Origin of the sequence: Syntrophotalea carbinolica DSM 2380 (assembly GCF_000012885.1) — a bacterium.
Classification (GTDB): Bacteria; Desulfobacterota; Desulfuromonadia; order Desulfuromonadales; family Syntrophotaleaceae; genus Syntrophotalea; species Syntrophotalea carbinolica.
The window spans coordinates 2457569-2482741 of the sequence record NC_007498.2; the positions used below are offsets into that span (position 1 = coordinate 2457569).

Consider the following 25173-nt stretch of genomic DNA (forward strand, 5'->3'; position numbering starts at 1 on the left):
TATCAGGGATTACGCTACCGACATGTTTGATCTGACCGCCACCGATTACCAGGCTGTGCTGCTTTCCGCCAAAGTTGCCTTGACCGCGACGCTGCTGGCGCTCCCGGCAGGCTTCCTCGCGGCAAGCCTGCTGGCTTACGGGCGCTTTCGCGGCAAGGCACTGCTGGAAGGGGTGCTGCACCTGCCTATGGTTCTGCCGCCGGTGGTGGTCGGCTATCTGCTGCTGTTGTTGCTGGGAGAAAACGGTCCCCTCGGTGCCTTTATGCGCTCTGCCGGCATCCGCATCATCTTTACCTGGTGGGCTGCGGTCATCGCCTCACTGGTAGTCGGTTTCCCCCTGCTGGTACGGGCCATCCGCATCGGGCTGGAGGATATCGACGAAAAGCTGCTCCATGCCGCCCGAACCCTCGGCGCCCCCTGGTACGACATTCTTTTGACCATCGTGCTACCGTTGTCGGGCCGTGCGGTCCTGGCCGGCGCAACGCTGATGTTCGCACGCAGCCTGGGCGAGTTCGGCGCCACCATCGTACTGGCCGGCAACATTCCCGGCCTGACCCAGACTATCCCGCTGGCCATCTACGATTACGTCAACACCCCCGGTGGCGATCACGGGGCGCTGGCATTGTGCCTGCTGTCGATCGGATTATCCCTCGGGGTTCTGCTGTGCAGCGAAACCTTGATCAAAGCCCTGGCACGCAGGAGCAAAGCATGAACCTCAACCTGGCACTGCAAAAGAAATTCGACGGCTTTGAATTTGATGTCGCCTTCCACACCGACAGCAAAAGGCTCGGAATCTTTGGTCGCTCAGGCAGCGGCAAATCAACCCTGGTCAACCTGTTGGCCGGATTGGTAAGCCCCGATTCCGGAGTCCTGCGTTTTGCTGAGCGGGTTCTGTTTGATTCCGTCCGACGTATCTGTGTACCACCTCAAAAGCGCCGCATCGCCGTGGTGTTTCAACACAGCCATTTGTTCCCGCATCTGAATGTCGAAGGCAACCTGCTGTACGGCTACCGGCGCATCCCCGCTATGGACAGAACGATCGACCCTGACGAATTATGCCGGGTACTCGATATCAGCCATCTGCTGAAGCGCTCCGCAAACGACCTTTCCGGTGGAGAACGCCAACGGGTGGCCCTGGCCAGAGGGGTGCTCGCCAATCCTCATCTGCTGCTGATGGATGAACCGTTGAGCGGCCTGGATGAAAAACTTAAATACCAGATCATCCCCTATCTTAAAGATGTTTTGGAACGATACGATATCCCCCTGGTGTACGTATCCCACTCCATGAACGAAATGCGCATGCTGGTCGATGAGGTGCTGGTTTTCGAAAAGGGCAACCTGGTCTCTCAGACCTCCCCTGAAACCCTGGCCCGCCTGAGAATGAAAGACTGTCCTCTGGGCTATCTGAATTTTTTTGCCCTGCAGGAGCCTACCCCAAGGGATCATTTATGGGCATATCCCTGGGGCGACAACACCTTGGTCCTGACCCACAACGCCGCCGACAACGAAGCCTTGTTTACCCTGGCCTCCAAGGACATCGTTTTGTTTCGGCGGCACCCCGAATCGATCAGCGCCCGCAACCTTCTGCAAGGTACGGTCAGCAACCTGTTCGACCTCGACCAGCGCGTCGGCATTGAACTGAACTGCAAAGGGCAACGCCTGGTGGCAACCATCGTACAACCGGCCGTTGAGGAACTCGGCATAGCGCCGGGCACGGAAATTTTTGCCTCCATCAAGGCCGATGCTTTCCGTCGGGTGTACTAAAATGCGGCTAATTCTCACCGCAGAGCACGCGGAGATCGCAAAGGACTTCAACCACTCCGATCATGGCCTTAGAGCTAAAGTGCCCTTCTCCCGGCAACACCTGTCGAATCTTTCTATGTACTCCGCTTGCTCTGCAATAAAAAACTCCTGCGATTGTAAACACTGATTTCCATGGCTGCTTCAAAAAGCATCTGAATAACATTCCCGCTGCCTCATTTATTGGCAAAAACCTTCCAAAAGACGCCACTTATCACCAGAATTCAGCAACTTACAAAATGGTATAGCCGTTGCAACGACAATAAATATCCTTCCAGCAACGGCGCCGGAACAGGCAATGATGCCACTGACATTGACGTTATCTCCACCCTGAACAGAAACGAGGCGCCATGCATACCGATAAGCTGCCCGACATTATTATTGACGACACCACTCTGCGGGACGGCGAACAGACAGCCGGCGTGGTCTTTTCCCTGGAAGAAAAAAAGACCATCGCACGCATGCTGGACGACATCGGCGTACAGGAACTCGAATGTGGCATCCCGGCCATGGGGCGTGAAGAGCAACGCAGCGTCAAAGCTCTGGTCGACCTGGGGCTGCATGCCAGATTAATCACCTGGAACCGCGCCCTGGTGGACGACATCCGAGCTTCTTTGCAGTGCGGCGTCAATGCCGTCGATATATCCCTGTCGGTTTCCGATCTCCATATCCGCCACAAACTGCGTAAAGACCGTCATTGGGTACGTGAGCAGCTCAAACGGGCCCTCGGTTTTGCCAAGCAACATGATCTGTACGTTTCCATCGGCGGCGAAGACGCCAGTCGTGCCGATCTCGACTTTTTGGTTGAGTTGATGGAACTGGCACGCAGCATGGGAGCCGACCGGTTTCGTTTCTGCGACACCCTCGGGCTGCTCGATCCCTTCGTTACCTTCGAAAAAATACGCTACCTGACTCAACGCGTTGACCTGGATATCGAGGTGCATACGCATAACGACCTCGGTATGGCCACCGCCAATGCCATAGCCGGGGTTCGCGCCGGTGCCCGTTTTATCAACACCACGGTCAACGGACTCGGCGAACGGGCCGGCAATGCCGCTCTTGAAGAAGTGGTCATGGGGCTCAAACATGCCTGCGGCGTAAAATGTCCCATCGACACCAGTCGTTTTGTGGAAATTTCGCGTTATGTCGGTGCGGCCAGTAACCGACCGGTACCCGCCTGGAAACCAGTGGTCGGAGAACGCGTTTTTGCCCATGAATCGGGATTGCATGTGGATGGAGTCCTGAAAGATCCCCGTAACTATGAACCGTTCGAACCCCACGAGGTGGGATCGAGTCGCTTGCTGGTACTGGGTAAGCATACGGGCAGACACGGTCTTGCAGCTCGCGTGAAAGGCCTTGGCCTCGACCCCGGCGACATCTGTCTGTCCACTCTATTGCGGCGTATCCGGGCCATCTCGCAGCGACGAAAACGCCCCGTTGAGGATGCCGAACTGGAGGGGTTGTATCGATCACTGGCGCAAGCTTCTCAGCCAACCGGTGAAGCGATACCCGAACAATCTGCTCCTGTTTTGAAAAAAGCAGCCGAGGCCTGACCAGGGCTGCCCAAAACGCCGATCCATAATGATATCCGGCATGTGACTGCCGGCATGATCTGGCGACAAGGAGGACCATCGATAACATCTATCGGCAAGGAGTGAAACATGAACGCTTTTACCGTAGCTAAGAAACTGGAGAAAAACGTTTCCGACCTTTACAGCGACCTCGCCCGCCAGACCAGGGTTTCCAGCCTGCGAGCGCTCATCACCGACCTGGCCGTCGATCATCAGACCCGCTATCACACGCTGAATGCTTTAACCGGCAGCAGTGCCTGTCCCACCGATGACTCCCAGACCCTGCGTAACCTGGCGGAGTCGCTCCTGAAGAGCTTGCTGGCAATGCCCTGCGGCGAAAACCGGGAGGATCTCGAAGCATCCGTACGCACCATTCTGGAACTGGAATCGACGACTGCCGACTTTTATCTCGAACTGAAGAAGCTCGCATCGAGCAGTGCCATGAAAAACCTGTTACAGCAATTGATCGACCAGGAGCAATACGACTGCTCCATGGTCGAAGAATTCTATGAATTCGTCAACGCACCCAACGAATTTCTGGCGGATGCCGAGTTCAGCAATCGGGAAGAATTCTATCAGTTTGGTCGCCAGATCGGCTGACCGCTTCCAGCCGAAAAAGCGTGTCAGAGAAAAGGACAAAACTCGTGGCCGACACCGTTATCAAGGCACCGCTGACCATCCTACGGCCTGCAATTCATGATTGGGGTGCTTTCTTTTTCTGGGCACAGGATGAAGGATGGCAGGTTCTTCCGCCGGAAACCGCTCTTTTCAGGGGACCTCTGGCCGGGTGGGCCTTTGCCTTGCGACAGGATGATCAGACTTGCGGATTCGTTACGGCTGTCCCTTACCCCGATTTCGCCTGGATCGGCAATCTGATTATCGCCCCCGAAATGCGCGGCAAAGGTCTTGGCCGGCACCTCTTTGACCGGGTCTGCGAAAAAATCCGTCAAACCGGCATCGACAGTATCTGGCTTACCGCCTCGGATCAAGGCAAACCTCTTTACGCATCACGAGGTTTTCAGGAATGCGACAGGGTGGAACGCTGGCAGATGTACATTCCTGCGCATTACCATAATTACACGCCTTCTCTCGACACGGACCTCGACACGCTGTTAAAAGCCGACCAGCAAGCCTGGAACACGGATCGTCGCCTGGTACTGCAATACCTTGCCACCGGTGGGGAGATCATCCAGGCAGGTAAAAGCATCGCCCTGGTGCAAAATTACGGTGCCGTCAAGGTACTTGGTCCCTGGCTCGCCATGGAAGATACGGCCAAGGAGCATGTCGCTATCATTCTTGCGGCTACACGGGCCAGTGGCGGCGGCACATTGTACGTGGATATCCTGGAATCCTCGGGAGCCGGTGCGATGCTGGAAGAATGCGGCTTTACGCGCAGCGGCGACTGCGCTTTGATGGTTGCCGCTGGGCGCCCCACCACTTCGCCGGAAAAGGCCGTGTCCCTCGCCAGCCTCGGCAGCCTCGGCTGATCGATACGCGCTATCCCCCTGCAAAATAGGAGGGGTGCGCTATACTATTGGCGATGAGACCTTATCTTACCTGTCTGCTTGGCCTCTATGTATCGCTGCTGAGCGGATGTACGATCATCGATCCATCTGTCATCGACCGCCCCTTCACGCGGGCGCTGCACACTGCCGCCGATACCCGCCTGGCAAAGCAGTACGCTCCGATCGTGGCCGAACACGCCGGTCTGTCGGGATTCAGGCTTATCGACAGCGGCCTGGAAGCCCTGTCGACGCGTCTGGATTTGGTGGATCAGGCCCAAAAAACCATCGACCTGCAGTATTATATCCTGCGTAGCGACCTCAGCGGTCTGATCCTTATCGACCACCTGCTGGCCGCCGCGGATCGCGGCGTGCGGGTGCGTATCCTCATCGACGATCTGCATTACGAACAAAGCGGCACCCCGCTGGACAGTCTTGACACCCATCCCAATGTAGAACTGCGAATTATCAATCCCTTTTTATACCGTCACTCGTTGCTTCTGGGCCGCATGTTCGAGGCGCTTTGGGATTTCAGCCGGGTTCAGCGGCGGATGCACAACAAACTCTTCGTTGTGGATAATACGGTGGCCATCATCGGCGGGCGTAATCTCGGTGATGAATATTTTGAGGTTCACCCGCGCCTCGACTTGCGCGATATCGATCTGTTGGCTATCGGGCCCGTGGTACCTCAACTTTCCACAAGTTTTGACTCCTACTGGAATTACAAACAATCGTTACCGGTATCGGCCCTGACCGAACGACCCGCCGACGAAAAACCACTTCGGGATTTGCGCCAGATTCTGAAAAAGCACAAACAGCGCACCGATGTGCATGCCTACCTGCAGCATCTTGCCGACAGCGAGGTCACGGAGGTACCCTTGACATGGGCCAAAGGCCGCCTGCTGGCAGATTTCCCCTGTAAACTCGTTCCCGACCAACCGGATTGTGCAAGTCTGGATTTCGATCGCATTTACGGCCTGTTTCAAAAAGCCGAATCCGAACTGCTGATCATCTCACCCTACTTCATCCCCGGCAAACAAGGCATGGGTCTGTTTCGCCACCTCAGACAAAACGGCATCCGGGTGAAAGTACTGACCAATTCCTACGCCGCCACCGACCTTAAGATCGTACAGGCCGGCTACAACCGTTACCGTCGGCGCTTATTGACGGAACAGGTCGATTTGTACGAATTCAAACCGACATTTCCCCCACCGTTTACCCAACGAAAAAAACGTTCCGCCTTCGCAGGCGCCTCCCAGGCCTGCATGCATGCCAAGGCCTACGTCATCGATCGAAAAATGGTTTTCGTCGGCTCTTTCAATCACGATCCGCGATCCGCCACCCTGAATTCTGAAATCGGCATCCTGGTGGAAAGCCCGGAGCTTGCAAAACAACTGGCCGCGTTGTTCGCACGCTACACGCAACCGCAAAACAGTTATCGACTGCAATTGGAGCCATGGGGAAAAAACAGACAAAGACTGGTGTGGCAAACGGAAGAGGATGGCAAAAAACGCACCTACCACCAGGAGCCGTTGACCACATGGTGGCAACATCTCAAAAACGCCCTGATGGCCGTATTCGCTCCGGAGGATCTGCTATAATACGCAATCGTGCGGTTTTTATAAAGGCTCAGCCCCGGATCGACTCGCCTACAACGAAAATCTACTGCCGTACAGGTCCAAACCGGATAAAGATCCCCTGAAAAATCTGCCGAGCCAAGGCCGTGATACCGTTACCTAAAGCCCTCTGCGTCTTGAGGCCATCTCCCGATATCCACCAGGAAAAAGGCGCAGGATGGCTGGCATAGGTAAAGGTGCGCTGGTAGGGTTCGGCCGAGCCGTTAAACTCGACAAGCCTGGCTTCAACTTCCAGATTGAGGATCAACTCGGGATCTTTGCCTGCAGCGCCTTTAAATTCGATTCGGGTGATCTGCAGATCCAGAACACTGTCGTAACCGAGTTGCCGGATGGCCGGGTAACCGGCTTGGTGTTCGTGTGCAGGATCCGTTGCGGTGACGATACGCAGATCGACCCTTTGATCCGCCAAGGATTCCGCTTCGATTTTGCGGGCAAGATCTTTATGCATTTCATTATTGAGCGCAGCGAAAAGGGTTTTGTCCATATGCCGGAACTGTTGTTTGGACGGTGCTGAGATAGCACCGGTCACGGCGCCGACCACCCCGCCGACCACGGCAAGACCGAGTATAAACAAAACCACAACCCCGCATCCCGCCCCTTCGCATGAACCGCCGCCAAAACCACCGAGTACCGTCACGAAACCTTCACCGGCTCCGTACAATGCACCACCGGTGCGACTTTCCACCGGCAAATCCAAAACCCTGGACTGATCTCCGGAGTAGGCCAGAAGGGCTATTTTCTGATGTTGCAGGCGTACATGCAGATCATAGGCCGGCAAATTCAAGGCCGGATCATTTCCGAAAGGTCCAGACGCACATCCACCCGGCATGATCATCCACAAGCAAGCCAGACAAAACGCGAGCAGGCGACATAGAAAGGACCGGCAACGAGGCATGGCACAGCACCTTTCATTAACAAGGCAAGCAGCGGCCGACAAGGGTTGAAAAGAACGTATCGGTCGCCAAAAGTACGTATATATTTTTATTGTGAGGTACTTCGGCCGAGTGTAAAGGGGGAACTTAAAAGAAAAGTTCCCCCGGAAACATCTTCGGGAAAAACATCGAAAGGAAGGGATCAGACGATGGGATCCGTGATGCGCGCATCGAACACGCGCTTGCTCTTACCTTGAGAACGAGGCAAACAGCCGTAAGCGACCAGTTCAACCTCGGGAGTGACGAGAAGTTGCTTTTTCACCTGGTGAAGGAGTTTTTCGATAAGCACTGCGTCCGTGTCGCCACGGCCGTGCTGTGCGCGTTCCACCACCAGTTTCAGGGAATCGCGACCTCGTTGCTCATCCCGCGACAGGTGAATCTGATATTCGGAACCCAGGCCGTCGAAAGCGGAAATCACGCTGTCGATGCTGGAGGGGTAGATATTTACGCCGCGAAAAATGAAGGTATCGTCGGAACGCCCCAGAATCCGCGAATGTCGGGGCAGGACACAACCGCAGGAACAACGTCCGGGAATAAGACGGGTAATGTCGCGCGTGCGATAGCGGATAAGGGGAGCGGCTTCCTTGCACAGGGTGGTGACGACCATTTCGCCCCATTCGCCGGCAGGCACCGGTTGCAGGGTTTCGGGATCGACAATCTCCACGATGTAGTAATCGCCCCAATAGTGAATACAATCATGATCGGAACACTCGATCCCGGTACCGGGTCCATAGAGTTCGGTCAGGCCGGTAATATCGAACAATTCCGCACCACCGAAAAGCTGTGAAATCTTCTGTCGCATGGACACCGAGGAGCGTTCCGAACCGTAGATGATCTTTTTAACGTTGATCTGATCCGCAATACCCCGCTGGTGGATCTCCTCGGCCATCAGCAAAGCCATGGAAGCGGTACAGCAGAATACGGTCGGCTGAAAATCGACGAGAAACTGGCATTGCAGATCGACATTGCCCGGGCCGATGGGCACCGCCAGCGCACCGATCTTTTCGCACCCCAGCTGGAACCCCATCCCCGCCGTCCAGACACCGTAGCCGACCGCAATCTGCACGCGATCCTCGGCTGTCACGCCGGCCATCTGGTAACAACGCGCAAAAAAATGACACCAGTCATCCAGATCCTTCTGGGTATAGCACAACACTTTGCGTTTACCTGTCGTTCCGGAACTGGCATGCACCCGCACGATCTGCTCAAAAGGCACGCAGCGCAGCGGAAACGGGTAACCGGCACGCAGGTCGTCGGCAGTGGTAAAGGGCAGCCGTTCCAGATCGGCCAGACTGCAGATATCCGCCGGAGAAATTCCGACGTGATCCATTTGATTACGATAAAAATCCGAGCCCTGATAAGCGTGTTTAACCGTCCATTGCAAGCCCTTGAGTTGATGGGCCTGCAGAGCTTGCTCGTCCTGAAAATCCGGCATGAAATTCTGGGTCATAAGGTTTTCATTCTTTCGTTGCGACATCCCCTGCATACTACAAACATAGGGGGAAAAGCGTTTTCAGCAATCGGTCCCAATGCCAAGACGAAAAGCCGCCAGGTTCGCCTCCGCAAAAGGTTCCCGAGACAAGGCTCGAATGGTCCGCTCCATCGCTTGAACAGAACAGAACCATGACGCGCAGTGAACAGCCCGCCCCAACAGAATCAGGTTGGCCAGCACCGGGTTGCCCTGCTTTCGGGCCAGCCCGGTGGCATCGACGGCGTCGTAATCGCCCTGTTCCGAGCTGTTCACCACCATGCGCCCGGATGATTTGAGCAGGTGGCGGTGAACCGGCAGATTGCCGGCATGCAGAAACAGACCGAGGTCCGCCTGTCCATGGCGCAACAAGGGGCTTTTAAAATCCCCGATTTTGATCATGGAGATAACGGTGCCGCCGCGCTGGGCCATGCCATGGGTTTCCGAGGTCAGGACCTGAAGCCCCTCCCGCACCGCTGCATCCGCGATAATGCGGGTAGCAAACAGAACGCCCTGCCCACCGATACCACTGACGAACAACTGCCGGTTCATGATAATTCCCCTTGATTGTGGATAGCGCCGCGGGGACAGACTCTCTCGCAAACGCCGCAGCCGACACATAGATCGTTGTCGATGCAGACCCGACCGCTCGGTTCGTCGTAGACCAGCGCCGGGCATTCAAAAGCTTTGATGCAGTAGCGACAGCCGTTGCATTCCGCACCGACCGTCATATGGTAGCGGGGCTGCCGGTGTTGCGCCTGTTTATCCATAAGGCAGGCATGACGTGCGATGATAACCGCCGGGCCGCCGTTTTCACCGCGACAGAAGGCATCGGCCTGTTGCAGCAAAGAAGCCAGGGTATCGGTATGATAGGGGTCGCATGCTTCCAGAAACCGTACGCCGCTGGCACGTACCAGATCTTCGATAAGGACCTTCGGAGTCGGCCGGCCATCCGCCCGCACACCAAGATGAGGACTGGGCTGATGGCCGGTCATAGCCGTGGTGGCGTTATCCAGGACCACGACAATGATTCTGGCCTGCTGGATGACCGTATTGATCAAAGCCGGAATACCGGCATGGAAAAAGGTCGAATCGCCGATAGTCGCAACGATGGTCGGAATGTCTCCGCCATCCTGAGCATAGGCCCGATAAAACCCGGCCGCCTGGCTGATGCAGGCTCCCATGCAATGGACCGTGTCGACCGCACCAAGGTTCAGACCCAGGGTATAACAACCGATGTCGCTGGGGAAAATACCTTTGGGAAATGTCTTTTTCATGACGTGAAACGCCGCCCGGTGTCCGCAACCGGCACACAAGGCGGGCCGCTTGTCGCGAACGGACGGCAGATCATGCGCGGCATTCTGCTCCTGCAGACCGAGAAAACCACTCACGGCCGGGACCATGGTATCGGGCAACAATTCGCCATGGGCCGGCAAAAGATCGGAACCGCGGCCGATGGCCCCAGGATGCGCCAGCTGCATCTGTATGACCGAATAGGTTTCCTCCAGGATCAAGACCTCATCATAGCGGCTATGCAGTTGGGCGATGAATGGCTCATGTAAGGGGTAAGGCATCACCACCTGATAGAGATCGACCGTTCTCAGCAGATCCATATCTACCAGCAGGTCATAAACATTGGCAAATGCAATTCCCGAAGCGACAATACAGCGTCGCGGATAAGTACCATCACCGGGGAAAAATCGCGGGGCGTATTCAGAATCCCGGGCAATGCAATCGATTTTGTCATTCAATTCGCGATGTAGTGCCGGTAAAAATGCCGGGGTTGCCGCCCAGCGGGAAGGTTCGCGGGCAAAATCCGCCTGACGCTCGAGATCGCGGCGTACGGACTGTCCTACATTCTGGCGTGCATGGCAGATGCGTGTGGTGGGACGCAACATGACCGGTAGACGATAACGCTCGGAGAGTTCGTATCCCAACGATACCATGTCGCGCGCTTCGGCCGGACTGGAGGGATCGAGCACCGGCACCCTGGCAAATTGGGCAAAAAAGCGTGAGTCCTGTTCATTTTGCGAACTATGAGGGCCGGGATCGTCAGCCACGACCAGCAGTAAACCGCCGACAACGCCCAGATAGGCGGCGCGCATGAATGGATCGGCGGCCACATTCAAACCGACCTGTTTCATAATCGCAACCGAACGCTTGCCCGTATAACTGGCCGCCAGGGCAACCTCCAGGGCGATTTTCTCGTTCAACGACCATTCCACGTGTAAAGCCGGATCTGCTTGCGGCTGCAAGCGGATAAGGGCAGTCATCGCCTCGGTGGAGGGAGTCCCGGGATATGCGGCCGCCACGGAACAGCCGGCCTCCAGAAGTCCTCTGGCGATGGCCTCGTTACCCATCAACAAAGTCTGATTTATTGAATCGGTCATAATATTCCCAGTGCGAAGCAAGCATTATGTAATGACAAGGGGACCATGCGTTCACAAGAAGGTCGCGAGACAACCGGCCGGGCAACAAACCACTGATTAGGCATGGCGGGATGAAATCATCTGCGGTCGGAGCAGGTTTCGGAAACGAAACCCGGTGGTCCTTTTCGATACCCAAAATATCAGATGAAATGTAACGATGCGAGCATAACTTGACATAAACAGGTTTGAAAAGAATAAAAATCCCTCCGATATGAACCTGATCTTGACCTGAAACCGCTTTGTAGCCATACTTATGCATTTGCGAGGTTTTGTCGGCGAGACTCCTCTTGCCCGCATACCGCTTCATCCCGTGGCTCAAACAGGAAACACGGTTAAAGCTTATAGTTATTGCTATCATCCGGAAAAGGAAAACCCATGTCATCAAGTCGTTTCGTCATTACAGTGATCGGTCTGGACAGAGTAGGCATCGTGGCGGGCATCACCCAGATCATGGCCGAGCATAGCGTGAATATCGCCGATATCCGCCAGACCATCATGAACGATCTGTTCACCATGATCATGCTGGCTGAAGTTACATCCGAAAACTTTGACCTGACAGCCTTCCAGGAAGCCATGTCCAATATCGGCAAGGAGTTGGGTGTACAGGTCATCGTACAGCATGAAGACGCCTTTCGTTTCATGCACAGGATCTGAGGAGACCAGCCATGCTTATCCATCCGGAGGAAATCCTCGAAACCATCAAAATGGTGACCAACGAACATTTGGATATCAGAACCGTCACCATGGGCATCAACCTGCGCGGCTGCAGCCACCCCGACATCAAGGTTTTCAATGAGCAGGTCTATACCCGCATCATGCGCTGCGCCGAGAAGCTGGTTGCCACTACCGAGGATATCCAGAACCTGTACGGTATTCCCATCATCAACAAACGCATCTCCGTCACTCCCATCGCCATCGTGGCCGAGGCCTGCCAGGAAGAGGATCTGAGCTCCGTAGCCGAGGCCCTCGACCGGGCCGCGCAGGAAACGGGCATCGATTTTATCGGCGGCTTCAGCGCTCTTGTGCAAAAAGGCATGACGCCGGGAGACCTCAGTCTCATCAATTCCATTCCGCAGGCTCTGGCATCCACCAAGAAGGTCTGCTCTTCGGTCAATGTGGCGACCACCAAGGCCGGCATCAACATGGATGCGGTGGCCAAAATGGGTCATATCATCAAACAGACGGCGGAGCTGACCCGTGATTCCAACGGACTGGGGTGCGCCAAACTGGTAGTCTTTGCCAACGCTCCCGAGGACAATCCGTTCATGGCCGGTGCGTTCCATGGCATCGGCGAACCGGATTGCGTCATCAATGTAGGCGTCAGTGGTCCCGGCGTGGTCAATTCCGCGGTCCGCGCCCTGCAAAATCCGGCGCTGGGCGACATCTCCGAGTGCATCAAAAAGACCGCATTCAAAATTACCCGCATGGGCGAAATGGTCGGCCGCGAAGTGGCCCGCAGGCTCGATGCCCAGTTCGGCGTCCTCGACCTGTCGCTGGCGCCTACCCCGGCGGTCGGCGACAGCGTCGCCGCCATCCTCGAAGCCATGGGTCTGGAAAGCTGCGGCACCCACGGCACCACCGCCGCCTTGGCCCTGCTCAACGATGCCGTGAAAAAAGGCGGGGCCATGGCCTCGTCCTCCGTCGGCGGACTCAGCGGAGCATTCATCCCCGTCAGTGAAGATCAGGGCATGATCAAAGCCGTCCAGAGAGGCTCCCTGTCCCTGGACAAACTCGAAGCCATGACCTGTGTCTGCTCCGTAGGCCTCGACATGATCGCCGTACCCGGCGATACATCGCCCGCCACCATCTCGGCCATCATTGCCGACGAAATGGCTATCGGCATGATCAACAAAAAAACCACCGCCGTGCGCGTCATCACCGCCCCCGGCACCAAGGTGGGAGACATGGTCGAATTCGGCGGCCTGCTCGGCAGCGCCCCGGTTATGCCGGTACACAATTTCAGTTCCGAAACCTTCATCGCCCGTGGCGGTAAGATACCGGCGCCGATTCAGTCGTTGACCAATTAACACCACATAAGCGCAGGCATGTAAAAAGGCTCAGTCGAAATGGACTGAGCCTTTTTGCAGCTTTCGACACAATGCCAAACAAAGGCGTGTCAGGTCCTGATAAATTCCTTTAAATCGGATATCAAAATCCGTTCAAGTTCGGCAAAATTGCTTTCTCGGGTTTGCGTGAACAGAAATCCGAAAACCGGATATTCCCTGTAGTCGATTTTCCTCAATTCAAGAGGACATTCAAACCGGGTAAGAAGTCTATCGTAATCGAAGCAGGAGATATCCTTTGCCTCGATGCCGGAGGCATTATCCAACACGATAATGCTGAAAAGCTTACCGTCTTTTCCCCGCAAAATAGCATCCCAATCAGGCCGCTGCTGGGCAAAATAATATAGATAGGGGTTAAATCCATAGGCACAGAACGTCATATCCGCGGTCGTGCACCAGCCACCGAAGCGCATGGGATTGACTTCGATGGGCAACACGCGCCCCTCATCGGTTCGTCTGACTTCGACATGCACAGGGAAATTCCTTACCCCTGCCATTGTGCCGATTTTGCCCAGGATCTCCGTAAACCCAACAAGATTTTCCTCAATGATGCTTTTAGAGGAAACATAGACCCGGTCGCTGACATCGTACCCCGAAGAAAACACATGTTTGAAGATACCCAATACAACGGGCTTTCCATCAGCATCAAAATAGGCATCGATAGCATACTCCTCACCCTCGATGCACTCTTCGATGATAAACGAACGGCTATCCATCACCTCTTCAGGGTATAATCCGCGGGTTCTTTCCATCTCTGCCTTTATCGCTGCCATAACGGCAACCCATTCCCCATGATTTGCAACCTTGTGCACCCCCATGCTGAAAAACCCGACAGCAGGTTTGATAATGAACGGTACCACCAGATCTTCAAAGCGTATCTTCTCAAGATCATCCATGGGAATTTCCCTGAAATAGAACTCAGGGAAAATCGGCCTCGTCATTTCACGAAACTTCACCTTGTTTTTGAATAGCTCGATTTTGGCAGGAATATCTGTAAAGGAAAGATGTCTGGCCATCCAGCCGATGCAATTTTCAGAGGTGGCATATAAAATCGGATGGTTCTGCCGACGCGCTCGTTCAATCGCCTCCTCTTCCGAAAGCAGGACCGATCCGGCATCGAGTTCCAGACTCTTCGCTACAGAAGTGCCCACCACCGGTAAGTTATTTTCCCTGAGGGTTTTTTTGACGAATTCCGAAACGTATGGCTTATCAACGAAAAACATGCTGTCCTTCCTGAGGAGTATGGGGATTTTACTTTAACTGTTTCTTTTTCCACCCGATCCAGACTAACCCCTGAAATCTATTCCCGCAAACAAAAAAATCATCGACCCTACATATGTACAATAGACGATACCGTGGCCTAAAATAGGCATGTTCAAACAAAAACAGGGAGTCAACCGAAACGGCTAACCCCCTGTTATTTTTTGGTGCCCGGGACGAGAATCGAACTCGTACAGCCATACGGCCGAGGGATTTTAAGTCCCTAAATAATTGTATTTATTTATTCTGTAAGGGTTTACAGCATAAGGTTTTTCTTAAACAATAACATCTATTAATTTTCCAAATGGGACAAATTTGGGACAAATCGGCCTGGAGGAAACATGGCTAGCATAACCAAACGGGGAAAACGTTGGTTAGTGAAAATTCGCAGAAAAGGAGGGATCAAAACCCGATACCATCCGTTTAAATTTGGCCCTGATTTCCCAGCTCTTCAAGCACGCTCGGCAGGAATGGGGAATGGAATCGCTTCGCAACCCGGTTGAAGCGGTACGCCGCCCTTCCCTTCGTGGCACTGCGCGGACCAGGAGGCTTGAACCAGGGGAGGAGGAGAAACTCCTGAAGGCCGCCCACGATGAGTTGAAACCTGTCATCATTTTCGCGCTGGCAACAGCCATGCGACGGGAAGAGATCGCCTCTCTGGTCTGGCCGGAAATCGATCTGAAAAAGCGCACGGCACACCTGCCGAAAACAAAAAACGGCGATGCCCGGACGGTGCCGCTGTCGCGTCGAGCGGTGGCCATTTTGAGGTTGCAAGGCCGGAAACTTGGCAAAGAAGGTCGGGTATTCGGACTTTCAAAAGATCAGATTACGGACCGGATGAGAGTCACGGTGAAGCGCGGCGGCTTGACGGACCTTCGATTTCACGATTTGAGGCACGAGGCAACTTCCAGGCTCTTTGAACGCGGTACCCTCGACACCATGGAGATATCGTCAATCACCGGGCACAAAACTCTCACTATGCTGAAGCGCTATACGCATCTCCGGGCCGAGGATTTGGCTCGAAAGCTATGATGAAACGCCAATTATCCGCCACCCCCTTTTATCTGTTAAAGCCTGGCAGTTTCACTGGCAATAACGGTCGGAAGGTCGGAGATGAAGTCGATGACATAATCGAGGATAGTAAAGCCGGTGACGATAAGGGGAAAGGAGCTGTTGCCCAAGTCATTCAGGGCGACGGATTCGACCTTCGCTTTGCTGAAATTGTGAGGGAATCGCTCAGGCTCAGACCCGCCGAAGACATTTCGTATACCGGCTTGGACGTCTACCTGATAATGGAAAAAGCTGAACTGCTTTTCGCTCAAGCACCCTCTCCATAATTTGTCGTTCACGGATTCACAACAAGTTGTCTTGTCGATCACATTCTGTGAAAAGTGATCGACAAAATTCGTTGTGATACATACATGACCGACAAAATCAACGTCCCTCGGTAATCCTCAACAGCTCGGGAAAAACGTAGACGGCCGACCTGCGCCCGCTCGATTCAAGTAACACATCCAACACACCATGCTCCCGAAGCTCCCGGAGAATGCGCCTGGCCGTAGCCACGGGAATGCCGGATGCTTCAATGAAAGTTCCGCTACTAAAAATGGGTTGAGAGAAAATCCGGTCCAAGGCGTTGATAGCATGCTGAGATCGGGTGATCTCCGTGAACCGCGGCTTCATCCCTTCGTAAAGGCCCAGGATCGCACGTGCCTTGTGCCGATTCTCTTCCGACTGCTGACGAACCGCCTCCAGGAAGAAAAGGCACCAGTCCGTCCAGGCTCCATCCCGGGAGACCGCCAGCAAACGGTCGTAATATTCATCACGGTGAGCCTCGAAATAGGCGCTGATATAAAACATGGGGCCGCTGATGAGTCCCTTCTCGAACATGTAGAGGGGAACCATCATGCGCCCCAGGCGGCCGTTCCCGTCGTGGAAGGGATGCAGTGCCTCGAACTCGGCATGCAGGATCGCCAGACGTACCAAATGATCCTGCGCCTCGGCATGGATATGCCGCTCCCAGGCCGACATGCCATCCGGGAGGCGGTCGGGGGATATCGGGACAAAGCGCGCCTCTTCGAGGGTGCAACCGTGGGGACCAATCCAGTTCTGATTTTTCCTGTATTCCCCCGGATCTTTTCCCTGCCCTCTTACGCCATCGAGAAGAACCCGATGCGCTTCCCTGATAATCCGCTGGCACAGCGGCAGGTCCTCCATCATCTTCACGGACGCGTTCAGAGCCCGGCGGTAATTCAATACCTCCTGGATATCGGCTTTTTTCCCAGGCTCGATCGCTCTGCTTTCGCCCTCCGCCTCATACTCGAGAACCTCGCCCATGGTCGTCTGCGTCCCTTCGATACGCGAGGAGAGCACCGCTTCCTGAGTAATGAGAGGACTCAGCAGAAGACTCGCGTTGGGAACGGCGGATAAGGTCCCATCATACCGCGCCACCGCCATGCTTGCCGGACCGATGACGGGGATAAGGCGTTTCCAGTCAAGTTCTTCGGGAGGAAATTCCCCATAGTGATATTGAACGGCCATGTCACACTCCCTCCGGGAAAACCGGGACATTTCTTGCGTTTTTTCCTTCTGGTTTTTAATGGTCGGTCTCGGACCTGCATCGGTCATGCCGCTCGACCAGCCTCACTCGGCCGAAGCAACGTACCTACACAAGCCCCGTTTTGGCCAATTCCTGCGCCCACGAACCTTCCATGATCCGGCCGTCATCCAGCAACGGTTCCCGGCTCGTCACAGGGAAGGATTTATCGGCATCCATCTTCAGCTCACGGAAGGGAGCGCTCTGGTGATGGGAGTAGACGAACTGCTTTCCCTTAAATCCCAGTGCGGGCATGGACAAATGCTCCTGGCACAAACATTCCTACCTACAAATAAGGCTCTTCCATCAACTCAGAGAGGACTTCGTTTTTGGTCTGCAATTTGGCTTCGAGTTGAGCGATCCGTTTTTCATCAGAGGTCTTTTTGCGAGAGTTGCTCTTTTCGAATGCGACAGCGCCTTTCTCAAAAAATTCCTTCTTCCAACGGTAGAAAACCGTGGGTTGAAGCTGATATTCGTCACACAGATCCGAGACCGGTATCTGATCGACAAGATGCCGCTTGAGAATAGCAACCTTCTCATTGCCGGTGTAATTTTTACGTTGTTTTCGCATGGTTAATTTCTCCGTTCGCATAGTCTAACTCAAACGGAGCGATTCTCCAATTCACGCTGAACCAAGACATCCGGATCAAAAGCATCATGCCGTATGCCGTAGGCTGGACAGACGTTCCTTATGGGTAATGACACTGCCCCCTATAAGATGACTTAAGGCACCAACAAAGGTACTCTAAACAAATTTTTGCATAGATAAAACAGAAACAGGGAGTCAACCAAAAAGGCTGACTCCCTGTTATCATTTGGTACCCGGGACGAGAATCGAACTCGTACAGCCATACGGCCGAGGGATTTTAAGTCCCTTGCGTCTACCAGTTCCGCCACCCGGGCTTGTTTTTGAAACGGCTACCGATTCTAGTGGATTCGCCTCAACGCGTCAACTCAAAAGACCCATTCCATAAAGTCAAGGCGTGGTATTTCTTTAAGAAGCTGGTGTTTAACCGCCAACCGGAAATACATTTCCAACCCCTGGCGGTGCTGATCGGTAAAAGTGTAGGACATGGTTCGCCAATAAGCGGCAAGTTTGTCCACCCCCATCCAGGATGCCTCCTGACTGCAACGGGCAAGTCGTTCAAGGTCGGATAACGCGCGCTGAAGGGACGCTTGCAGTTGATGGTTGAAACGCGCCAGGGCCTGTCGTTTGAGTAAGACGGCATCGTGATGCACTATCCATAGGGCAAAAACGAATGGCAGGCCGGTATGGCGCCACCAGAGTTCCCCTAGATCATACACATAGGCTGCAGTTGTCTGCTGCGCGGCTTTAAGAGCGCGATCGCCGATAAGCAAGCCCGAACCACCTGTAGCGATAATCTCCTCAACGGTGCTTTCGGCATCATGTCTTTCGCAAAGGCGATAGCCGTAAAATTCCAGACACAGCAGCCGCAGCAGATTGATGGAGGTGGCCGATTCGCCGGTCAGGGCGACGGGAACATCGTTGAGGGTATGCAAGGGGCGGGATGTGAACAGCAGAACGCTTTGCACCGGTCCGCAGGAGCTGATCGAAACGCCGGGCAGCAGACTGTAGCGGCGCCAGTTCTTTCCATATTCGAAACTGGACGAGGGACTGAGGTCGATGCGGCCTTCGGCCAGCAGGGAATTCAGTTCCGATGGTACGCCATGATAAATGTCACCCTCAAAGCCGCATTCGCTGAGATAATGAAAAAAAGGCACACAGTTGGCGTATGCGATGTGACCGACTCGCAGACTCATGGCTTGTATTGGAGCAGGGGCTGTGATTCGTTCTTGAATTCATCGACAAACCGCACATGTTCCTGGTCCAGCAGTTGTCCGGTCACTTTATAATATTCGGTCACGGCCTTATTGTAATCGGATAAGGCAGCCGCCTGATCGGTCTGCGCCAAGGCATAATCCTCCTCGCCTTCCAGCACCTGCCGGGTGGTGGCCAGCCCGACCTCCTTGCGTTTGAGCAAGGTACGTAGTTTTTCCTCGGCAAAGGCCAATTGACTGGCGGAAACGTCGATCTTTTTGCGGCTCACACCAAGCAACCGGATAGCGGCCTGCACTTCGGTATGCACCTGATTCTTCAACTGGCCCAGCTGGGCCTCCCGGCCCTTGCGTTCGAATTCGCTGCGCCGATATTCGTGGCGGGCTTCGCGGTTGCCCAGCGGATAGGAAAGGGTCAACCCGACCTCCCAATTGCGAAAATCATTGGAACCGAGGTCGCGAAGATTATCGCTATAATCCCGCCCGAGTCCTTTGTGACCGTAGCTGGCGGCCAGATCCAGGGCCGGTAGAAGCTCATTGCGTGCGATGCGACTTTGCAGTTCCAGACGTTCGATGGTGCGCAATCGGCGTTGCACATCGGGGCGTTTGGCAAGGGCTTCGGCGTAGCCTTCGGACAGGTCAGGGTGGATTTCTGGAATCCCGGGCTGCCCATCGACTAAAGCAATAGGGGCTTTCAGATCGAGCAGCAATGCCAGGCCATCGAGCCCATCCCGGTATTCGCGCTGCGCATCCAGTAAATCCCGTTCCCGTTGTTTAAGGCCGAATTCGGCCTCCAGCTCATCGACTCGGGGCAAAACCCCGGCCTTGACCCTGGCCCGGTTTTCCTTGAGCAGACTGGCGGCCAGGGCCACGGATGCCTCACGATAACGTACGTTATCACGCAACCGTAACACCTCGAAAAAAGTATCCCGGGAATCGGCCAGCACCAGAAAGGCGCTTTCGCGCAGATCTTCTATGGAAATATCCCGGTCTTTGACGGCGAACAGAATATCCTGTTCGGTGACGGTACTACCAAAACCCCTCAACAGGGGCTGTACCAAACTGAAGGTAAGTTCCCCTTCGTAGGAAGGATTCATGCCCGGAGCAGGATCCTGATCGGAGCGTAAATTGGTAAATTCGAGACTCAGATCAGCACCGGTGGGAATTTTCTGAGTAAGTCCAAGATCGAATTGCCGGTAACGTTCCCTGGACTGAGCGCTGTAAAATTGCAGGTTAAGTCGCTGGCGGCTCTCCCCTTCAGCGTAGGCAAGATCGAGAACGGGATCGTAGAGACCGTAGGCTTTGCTGACTTCGGCGTCACCGGCACGGGTATCGTACTGCTGAGCCTGCAAATCGAGGTTGCGTTCCAGGGCCATCCGCAAGACATCGTTCAAGGTCAGTGTCGGCACCGACGCTCCTGATGGCGAGAAGGTATCGGCAGGGGGCTGCGCCGCTACCGGAAACCCCGCCAGCAACACAAGAACAAAGGCCATGTAAATACACCTCATATCAGCTCCCTATCGAAAGTACTTCCAAACGACGAAGGCCGGGCTTGCCGCCCGGCCCGCGCCAGTATATCCGTCTAAATTCCCGAACCGTGAATCAGAATACCAGACGTTCCATAAATCCGGTATTGACGGCCCCTTCCTTGAATTCTTTGTTCTGCATGATGCGTTTGTGCAATTGGATGGTGGTGCGTATCCCGCCGATAATGTATTCGTCAAGGGCACGCGCCATGCGCCGGATGGCTTCATCACGGTTATCGGCATGCACGATCAGTTTGGCAACCATGGAATCGTAATGCGGCAGTACCGTGTATTGATCGTAGACGGCACTGTCGACCCGCACGCCGAGCCCGCCGGGGGTGTGATAACCGTCGATCTTGCCGGGCGAAGGAATGAACTTGAAAGGATGCTCGGCATTGATACGACACTCGATGGCGTGACCCTTAATCTGGATATCCGATTGTTTGTAAGCCAGCGGCAACCCTGCGGCGGAACGGATCTGCTCCTTGATGATATCGACACCGGTAACCATCTCGGTAACCGGATGCTCGACCTGAACACGGGTGTTCATTTCCATGAAATAAAAATCACCGTTACCATCGAGCAAAAACTCCATGGTGCCGACACTGGAGTAATTGCAAGACTTGGCCGCGGCAACGGCACAGTCGCCCATGCGCTTGCGTTGTTCTTCCGTCAGAACCGGGCAAGGAGCCTCTTCAAGGAGCTTTTGATGACGACGTTGAATGGAGCAGTCACGTTCTCCAAGGTGGACGACGTTGCCATGTTTGTCGGCCAGAATCTGCACTTCGACGTGGCGCGGATTTTCGCAGAATTTTTCGATATAGACTTCCGGATTACCAAAACCGGCCTGGGCTTCGGACCGTGCCGCGGCAAATGCATTAGCCAAAGAAGCGGGCGAATGGACGACTTTCATTCCGCGGCCACCACCACCGGCCGTCGCCTTGATGATCACCGGGTAACCGATTTCTTCGGCGATCTGGCGAGCCTGATCGATGGTTCCGACACCTTCGGTGGTACCGGGTAAAATAGGAACGCCGGCCTTGGTAACGGTCTGCCGCGCTCGTATCTTGTCGCCCATCAGGCGCATGTTTTCCGGAGACGGGCCGATGAAAGTAATGCCGCATTCTTCGCAAATCTCGGCAAATTCGGCATTCTCGGCGAGAAAACCGTAACCGGGATGAATGGCGGCAGCATCGGTAACCTCGGCGGCACTGATAATCGCTTTGATATTCAGATAGCTGTCCCCGCTGGCGGCAGGTCCGATGCAGATGCTTTCATCGGCCAGCTTCACGTGCAGAGATTCGCCATCGACATCGGAATGCACGGCGACGGTTTTGATGCCCAATTCTTTACAGGCACGGATAATGCGTAGGGCGATTTCGCCGCGATTGGCAATAAGTATCTTATGAAACATGGGAATAACGTCTCCTGGTGCAATCCGCCACGGGCGGCGGATAACGTAGAGGCTGATTAAAATGCGCCTGTATAGCGCTTTGCCCCGTACATGGGCTCACAACCGCATGTCTGGCCATGAACGGAGTGGACGTTTGCCCGTAAAGCACGAACAGGCATTCGATTTAAACGGGCTCAACCAGAAACAACGGATCCCCATACTCGACAGCCTGGGCATTTTCCTTGAGAATTTTGACGATCCGGCATTTAAACTCGGCCTCGATCTCGTTCATGAGCTTCATGGCCTCAACGATACACAGAGTCTGCCCCTTTTCCAGAACGCTGCCGACTTCGGCATACGGCTCGGAATCGGGAGACGGAGACCGATAAAAGGTACCGACAATCGGCGATACAATGGTCTCATACCCGTCCTCGGTAGTTTCCTCGGCAGGGGCTTCCGCAACGGCAACAGGCGCAGGAGCGGCTGCCGCAGGAGCCGCAGGCACAGTCGAGATGGCCGGTGCAGCAGCAACGGCGGGAACGGCCTCAACGATCTGACCGCGCCGGATAACGATGCGTTCCTCTCCCTGCTCCCATTCGAATTCACTGATATCGGTGGCGGTTACCATCTTGATCAGGGTTCTGAGGTCTTTGATATCCATAAGAGCTAATCTCCTTGTACCAATTGAAAAGTTACCAACTGCAGCTTTGGTTGTTCCTCCCGGGTCCTGCAGTCGTTATGACTTCATCCATTTCAAACGACAATTGAGGGAAAATCTTTGCAGATGGCCGTCAGGCGTTGGTAGCCATCGGCCGTAACAAGCACGGTTTCTTCCAACCGCACCCCTCCCAATCCCGGCACATAAATACCAGGCTCCACAGTAAAAACCATACCTTCTCGTGCGACATCCTCGGAACGCGGTGAAACAACGGGGAATTCATGCACTTCAAGTCCGACGCCGTGGCCCAGACCATGACCGAAGTATTCGCCGTACCCACATTGGTCGATATAGGATCGGGCGACCTGGTCGATATCCTTCAAAGCCACATCCGGTTTGATAGCGTTCAAAGCCGATTGCTGAGCCTGAAAAACCGTATCGTAAATTTCACGCAATCGCGGCGATACCTTCCCCAGGGCAAGGGTAACCGTTTCATCGGAACAATACCCCTGCCACCGTGCACCGAAATCGAAAGTAACCAGTTCGCCATACTCCAAACGCCGGTCGCTGGCCACACCATGCGGCAGCGCACCCCGCTCTCCGGAAGCGACGATAAACGGAAAGGATTTTTCCTCGGCGCCACGACGACGCATGGCAAACTCGAGGGCCAGGGCCAATTCACGTTCCACCGCCCCCGGGCGAATCTGCGGCCTAATTTCCTCGAAAGCCTCGCCGGCAATACGCGCCGCCTGTTTCATGGCGACAATTTCATCGGCATCTTTGATGCCCCGCAGGCCCCTGAACGTCCCCGGCAACGGATGCCACTGGCAAGCAGACGAACATTTGGCACGCAACGATTCAAGAGTAGCACAGCTCAAGGCATCGGCATTAAAACCGATAGAGGTGACGCGCCACTCGTCCAGCAACGCGGCAATCCCCTCAATCTTACCACCATGCTGGACGATCCGGTCTGCCGTAACTTCCTGTTGTGCCTGGCTGGTATAACGGGAATCGGTCAGAAAGACAACCGTATCCTCACTAACCAGTAAAGCTCCGTCGGAACCGCTGAATCCGCAAAAGTAGCGAAGACTCGGGGTATCCATGAGCAGTGCCGCGCTCAACCGGTTGGACCGCAGCAGTTGACGCAGCGCAGGAATTCTGCTTTTTAGCACAAAGTCGCTTGGCACTCAATATCTCCGGCGGGCTCAGTTGCAGAGTTCTCGTCAACCGCGATGAATTCCGACGGTTCCGGAACTGAAATTGAAATCACGATCATGAAACCTGTACGCAAAACATGGTGGGGAAAATTTCCGAATTTCGATAGGTAAAAGATGAAACGCACAGGTAGGAAGTTCAAAGGCAGCCGGAACATCCTGCAAAGGTCTACAGGTATGGTCACAAGCGGCTGACTTCATGCCAACGCCTCGCGAAGACGAAAGGATTCTTTTGCCAGCATATAGCGAGCCTTGCCAAAATTACCATTACGCCCCAAAGTCAAAGTGACGAAATATTCGTCCGTCAAGGCACGGATCAGAACGGTAAATCGCTCGGTGCGAATGGCAACTTCTTCCATATCCCCGGTTTCGAGAATCTCCACCGTCCTTTTGACTTCCTTAAGCACATTGGCATACTCGACGGCTATCAACTGCAGATCGATGCCCTCGCAAGGCTTTTCATACTGGTCGATGGCAATACCGTCATATCCCATCACCGCCGAGCTGATACCGCCACCGGACTGTTCAACAATGTCCTGCAGAATGTTTTTGAACATGCTCTCTCCTTACCTGGATAGCCTGTAACCATCTGTGCAGCAGGGCAACGACATCGCTCCGAGAATCAACGTGAAAACTCTCATCGACGAAATCCGGCGCGGCGCTCTCTATAGCGCTTTCGGGAACCGGTTGTTCGGCCAGCAGTGTCTCCACATGGGTAAGACGTTGTTCCAGGGAGACATCGTCAGGTTGCGCCTGCAGCAGTTGCCGATAGATATCCCTGGCTTGCTCCAAATGGCCCTGCCGTACATACAGATCCGCAACCGTAGCGGTGGCGAAGGGAGCCGTGTGCTCAGAGGTATCCGAACAACTGGCGGTCGCGCTGACAGGTTCGGGTGCGTTGGCCGCCGTCAGCAGGGATTTGTGCAGATTGGCCAGAACCGGATCTTCCGGCGTAGAATCAACGGCACGGGCCAAAAGTCCGCAGGCTTGTTCCCGCTCTCCGCGAAACACATACAGCTTGGCCATATTTTTAAGTGCAGCAACGCTTTGCGGATCGATATCCAAAGCTTTCTGAAAAGACCGCTCGGCATTATCGAGTTCGCCGTATTGCATCTGGGCGCGCCCCAGAACGACGTAACCGGGACCGAAAAAAGGCAAGGCCTCAATCCCTTGACGCGCGACAGACAGAGCTTCTTCGAGCATGCCCAGGCTGCAATATGCATCGCTAAGGGGGACAAAGGACGTGGAATGGGGATCCTTTTGAACGATTTCCAGATACCCGGCAATCTTTCCAAGCAGCTTTGTTGCCTCTTCTTTTGTCATCATT

25 protein-coding genes and 1 tRNA gene are annotated in these 25173 nt (G+C 54.6%); 9 read left to right on the forward strand and 17 right to left on the reverse strand.

Going from position 1 to position 25173, the window contains the following annotated elements; all coding sequences use genetic code 11:
• Positions 1–22 precede the first annotated feature (22 nt).
• The 6 genes from modB (at position 23) to PCAR_RS11595 (ending at position 6474) form a co-directional block, all read left to right on the forward strand.
• Entirely contained in the window at positions 23–712 is a 690-nt protein-coding gene (gene modB / locus PCAR_RS11570; RefSeq protein ID WP_011341861.1) for a molybdate ABC transporter permease subunit, read from the forward strand.
• Complete coding sequence (gene modC / locus PCAR_RS11575) at positions 709–1764, forward strand: molybdenum ABC transporter ATP-binding protein (RefSeq protein WP_011341862.1); 1056 nt, start codon at positions 709–711, stop codon at positions 1762–1764. Before modB ends, modC begins: the two co-directional genes overlap by 4 nt.
• Positions 1765–2150: 386 nt before the next feature.
• Complete coding sequence (gene nifV, locus PCAR_RS11580; RefSeq protein WP_011341863.1) at positions 2151–3353, forward strand: homocitrate synthase; 1203 nt, start codon at positions 2151–2153, stop codon at positions 3351–3353.
• A gap of 108 nt (positions 3354–3461) precedes the next feature.
• Complete coding sequence (locus PCAR_RS11585) at positions 3462–3971, forward strand: ferritin-like domain-containing protein (RefSeq protein ID WP_011341864.1); 510 nt, start codon at positions 3462–3464, stop codon at positions 3969–3971.
• 44 nt (positions 3972–4015) lie between these two features.
• Positions 4016–4858 (forward strand): GNAT family N-acetyltransferase, encoded by an 843-nt coding sequence (locus tag PCAR_RS11590; RefSeq protein WP_011341865.1) that lies wholly within the window; start codon positions 4016–4018, stop codon positions 4856–4858.
• Positions 4859–4911: 53 nt separating this feature from the next.
• Complete coding sequence (locus PCAR_RS11595) at positions 4912–6474, forward strand: phospholipase D family protein (protein ID WP_052643412.1); 1563 nt, start codon at positions 4912–4914, stop codon at positions 6472–6474.
• 61 nt (positions 6475–6535) lie between these two features.
• On the opposite strand, the gene PCAR_RS11600 is transcribed toward PCAR_RS11595, so the two are convergent.
• The 4 genes from PCAR_RS11600 to PCAR_RS11615 form a co-directional block, all read right to left on the reverse strand.
• Positions 6536–7294 (reverse strand): hypothetical protein, encoded by a 759-nt coding sequence (locus PCAR_RS11600; RefSeq protein WP_148204338.1) that lies wholly within the window; start codon positions 7292–7294, stop codon positions 6536–6538.
• A gap of 290 nt (positions 7295–7584) precedes the next feature.
• On the reverse strand, positions 7585–8892 hold the full coding sequence (locus PCAR_RS11605; RefSeq protein ID WP_011341868.1) for a phenylacetate--CoA ligase family protein: 1308 nt from the start codon (positions 8890–8892) through the stop codon (positions 7585–7587).
• Positions 8893–8955: 63 nt separating this feature from the next.
• Complete coding sequence (locus PCAR_RS11610; RefSeq protein ID WP_011341869.1) at positions 8956–9462, reverse strand: indolepyruvate oxidoreductase subunit beta; 507 nt, start codon at positions 9460–9462, stop codon at positions 8956–8958.
• Entirely contained in the window at positions 9459–11300 is a 1842-nt protein-coding gene (locus PCAR_RS11615; RefSeq protein WP_011341870.1) for a thiamine pyrophosphate-dependent enzyme, read from the reverse strand. Before PCAR_RS11615 ends, PCAR_RS11610 begins: the two co-directional genes overlap by 4 nt.
• 414 nt (positions 11301–11714) lie before the next feature.
• Here PCAR_RS11615 and PCAR_RS11625 point away from each other — a divergent pair, with 414 nt between their 5' ends.
• The gene (locus PCAR_RS11625) at positions 11715–11993 is read left to right on the forward strand and encodes an ACT domain-containing protein (RefSeq protein ID WP_011341871.1); all 279 of its coding nucleotides are present in this window, start codon (positions 11715–11717) and stop codon (positions 11991–11993) included.
• A gap of 11 nt (positions 11994–12004) precedes the next feature.
• Entirely contained in the window at positions 12005–13366 is a 1362-nt protein-coding gene (locus tag PCAR_RS11630) for a PFL family protein (RefSeq protein ID WP_011341872.1), read from the forward strand.
• A gap of 89 nt (positions 13367–13455) precedes the next feature.
• Here PCAR_RS11630 and PCAR_RS11635 read toward each other — a convergent pair whose 3' ends face one another.
• On the reverse strand, positions 13456–14625 hold the full coding sequence (locus PCAR_RS11635; protein ID WP_011341873.1) for an ATP-grasp domain-containing protein: 1170 nt from the start codon (positions 14623–14625) through the stop codon (positions 13456–13458).
• Between the two features lie 514 nt (positions 14626–15139).
• Between PCAR_RS11635 and PCAR_RS11640 the strand changes: the two genes are divergently transcribed.
• Complete coding sequence (locus tag PCAR_RS11640; RefSeq protein WP_052643413.1) at positions 15140–15694, forward strand: site-specific integrase; 555 nt, start codon at positions 15140–15142, stop codon at positions 15692–15694.
• A gap of 35 nt (positions 15695–15729) precedes the next feature.
• Here PCAR_RS11640 and PCAR_RS18670 read toward each other — a convergent pair whose 3' ends face one another.
• The 12 genes from PCAR_RS18670 to PCAR_RS11700 all read right to left on the reverse strand — a co-directional run bounded on the left by PCAR_RS18670 (position 15730) and on the right by PCAR_RS11700 (position 25172).
• Positions 15730–15984 carry a hypothetical protein gene (locus PCAR_RS18670; RefSeq protein WP_148204339.1) on the reverse strand — a complete coding sequence of 85 codons (255 nt, stop codon included), beginning with the start codon at positions 15982–15984 and terminating at the stop codon, positions 15730–15732.
• Between the two features lie 112 nt (positions 15985–16096).
• Positions 16097–17203 (reverse strand): Fic family protein, encoded by a 1107-nt coding sequence (locus tag PCAR_RS11650; protein WP_011341875.1) that lies wholly within the window; start codon positions 17201–17203, stop codon positions 16097–16099.
• A 124-nt stretch (positions 17204–17327) separates the two neighbouring features.
• Complete coding sequence (locus PCAR_RS11655) at positions 17328–17513, reverse strand: hypothetical protein (protein ID WP_041531365.1); 186 nt, start codon at positions 17511–17513, stop codon at positions 17328–17330.
• 31 nt (positions 17514–17544) lie between these two features.
• Entirely contained in the window at positions 17545–17829 is a 285-nt protein-coding gene (locus tag PCAR_RS11660) for a transposase (protein ID WP_011341876.1), read from the reverse strand.
• 245 nt (positions 17830–18074) lie between these two features.
• Positions 18075–18161, reverse strand: a tRNA-Leu gene (locus PCAR_RS11665).
• Between the two features lie 51 nt (positions 18162–18212).
• Entirely contained in the window at positions 18213–19040 is an 828-nt protein-coding gene (locus PCAR_RS11670) for a menaquinone biosynthetic enzyme MqnA/MqnD family protein (RefSeq protein ID WP_011341877.1), read from the reverse strand.
• The gene (locus PCAR_RS11675; RefSeq protein WP_158447423.1) at positions 19037–20548 is read right to left on the reverse strand and encodes a TolC family protein; all 1512 of its coding nucleotides are present in this window, start codon (positions 20546–20548) and stop codon (positions 19037–19039) included. The genes PCAR_RS11670 and PCAR_RS11675 overlap by 4 nt, the downstream gene beginning before the upstream one ends.
• A gap of 109 nt (positions 20549–20657) precedes the next feature.
• Positions 20658–21995, reverse strand: a complete 1338-nt coding sequence (gene accC / locus PCAR_RS11680; protein ID WP_011341879.1) for an acetyl-CoA carboxylase biotin carboxylase subunit — start codon at positions 21993–21995, stop codon at positions 20658–20660.
• 163 nt (positions 21996–22158) lie between these two features.
• Entirely contained in the window at positions 22159–22635 is a 477-nt protein-coding gene (accB, locus tag PCAR_RS11685; RefSeq protein WP_011341880.1) for an acetyl-CoA carboxylase biotin carboxyl carrier protein, read from the reverse strand.
• 92 nt (positions 22636–22727) lie between these two features.
• On the reverse strand, positions 22728–23819 hold the full coding sequence (locus PCAR_RS11690; RefSeq protein WP_011341881.1) for an aminopeptidase P family protein: 1092 nt from the start codon (positions 23817–23819) through the stop codon (positions 22728–22730).
• A 224-nt stretch (positions 23820–24043) separates the two neighbouring features.
• On the reverse strand, positions 24044–24403 hold the full coding sequence (locus PCAR_RS11695; protein WP_011341882.1) for a roadblock/LC7 domain-containing protein: 360 nt from the start codon (positions 24401–24403) through the stop codon (positions 24044–24046).
• Complete coding sequence (locus tag PCAR_RS11700) at positions 24372–25172, reverse strand: tetratricopeptide repeat protein (RefSeq protein WP_081425065.1); 801 nt, start codon at positions 25170–25172, stop codon at positions 24372–24374. The genes PCAR_RS11695 and PCAR_RS11700 overlap by 32 nt, the downstream gene beginning before the upstream one ends.
• Position 25173: the final 1 nt, after the last annotated feature.

Bases quoted from the DNA above. Each gene is read 5' to 3' on its own strand.
- modB (WP_011341861.1), top strand. From the start codon at position 23: ATGTTTGATCTGACCGCCACCGATTACCAGGCTGTGCTGCTTTCCGCC.
- modC (WP_011341862.1), top strand. From the start codon at position 709: ATGAACCTCAACCTGGCACTGCAAAAGAAATTCGACGGCTTTGAATTT.
- nifV (WP_011341863.1), top strand. From the start codon at position 2,151: ATGCATACCGATAAGCTGCCCGACATTATTATTGACGACACCACTCTG.
- PCAR_RS11585 (WP_011341864.1), top strand. From the start codon at position 3,462: ATGAACGCTTTTACCGTAGCTAAGAAACTGGAGAAAAACGTTTCCGAC.
- PCAR_RS11595 (WP_052643412.1), top strand. From the start codon at position 4,912: ATGAGACCTTATCTTACCTGTCTGCTTGGCCTCTATGTATCGCTGCTG.
- PCAR_RS11605 (WP_011341868.1), bottom strand. From the start codon at position 8,892: ATGACCCAGAATTTCATGCCGGATTTTCAGGACGAGCAAGCTCTGCAG.
- PCAR_RS11610 (WP_011341869.1), bottom strand. From the start codon at position 9,462: ATGAACCGGCAGTTGTTCGTCAGTGGTATCGGTGGGCAGGGCGTTCTG.
- PCAR_RS11615 (WP_011341870.1), bottom strand. From the start codon at position 11,300: ATGACCGATTCAATAAATCAGACTTTGTTGATGGGTAACGAGGCCATC.
- PCAR_RS11625 (WP_011341871.1), top strand. From the start codon at position 11,715: ATGTCATCAAGTCGTTTCGTCATTACAGTGATCGGTCTGGACAGAGTA.
- PCAR_RS11630 (WP_011341872.1), top strand. From the start codon at position 12,005: ATGCTTATCCATCCGGAGGAAATCCTCGAAACCATCAAAATGGTGACC.
- PCAR_RS11635 (WP_011341873.1), bottom strand. From the start codon at position 14,625: ATGTTTTTCGTTGATAAGCCATACGTTTCGGAATTCGTCAAAAAAACC.
- PCAR_RS11640 (WP_052643413.1), top strand. From the start codon at position 15,140: ATGGAATCGCTTCGCAACCCGGTTGAAGCGGTACGCCGCCCTTCCCTT.
- PCAR_RS11650 (WP_011341875.1), bottom strand. From the start codon at position 17,203: ATGGCCGTTCAATATCACTATGGGGAATTTCCTCCCGAAGAACTTGAC.
- PCAR_RS11655 (WP_041531365.1), bottom strand. From the start codon at position 17,513: ATGCCCGCACTGGGATTTAAGGGAAAGCAGTTCGTCTACTCCCATCAC.
- PCAR_RS11660 (WP_011341876.1), bottom strand. From the start codon at position 17,829: ATGCGAAAACAACGTAAAAATTACACCGGCAATGAGAAGGTTGCTATT.
- PCAR_RS11670 (WP_011341877.1), bottom strand. From the start codon at position 19,040: ATGAGTCTGCGAGTCGGTCACATCGCATACGCCAACTGTGTGCCTTTT.
- PCAR_RS11675 (WP_158447423.1), bottom strand. From the start codon at position 20,548: ATGGCCTTTGTTCTTGTGTTGCTGGCGGGGTTTCCGGTAGCGGCGCAG.
- accC (WP_011341879.1), bottom strand. From the start codon at position 21,995: ATGTTTCATAAGATACTTATTGCCAATCGCGGCGAAATCGCCCTACGC.
- accB (WP_011341880.1), bottom strand. From the start codon at position 22,635: ATGGATATCAAAGACCTCAGAACCCTGATCAAGATGGTAACCGCCACC.
- PCAR_RS11695 (WP_011341882.1), bottom strand. From the start codon at position 24,403: ATGTTCAAAAACATTCTGCAGGACATTGTTGAACAGTCCGGTGGCGGT.
- PCAR_RS11700 (WP_081425065.1), bottom strand. From the start codon at position 25,172: ATGATGACAAAAGAAGAGGCAACAAAGCTGCTTGGAAAGATTGCCGGG.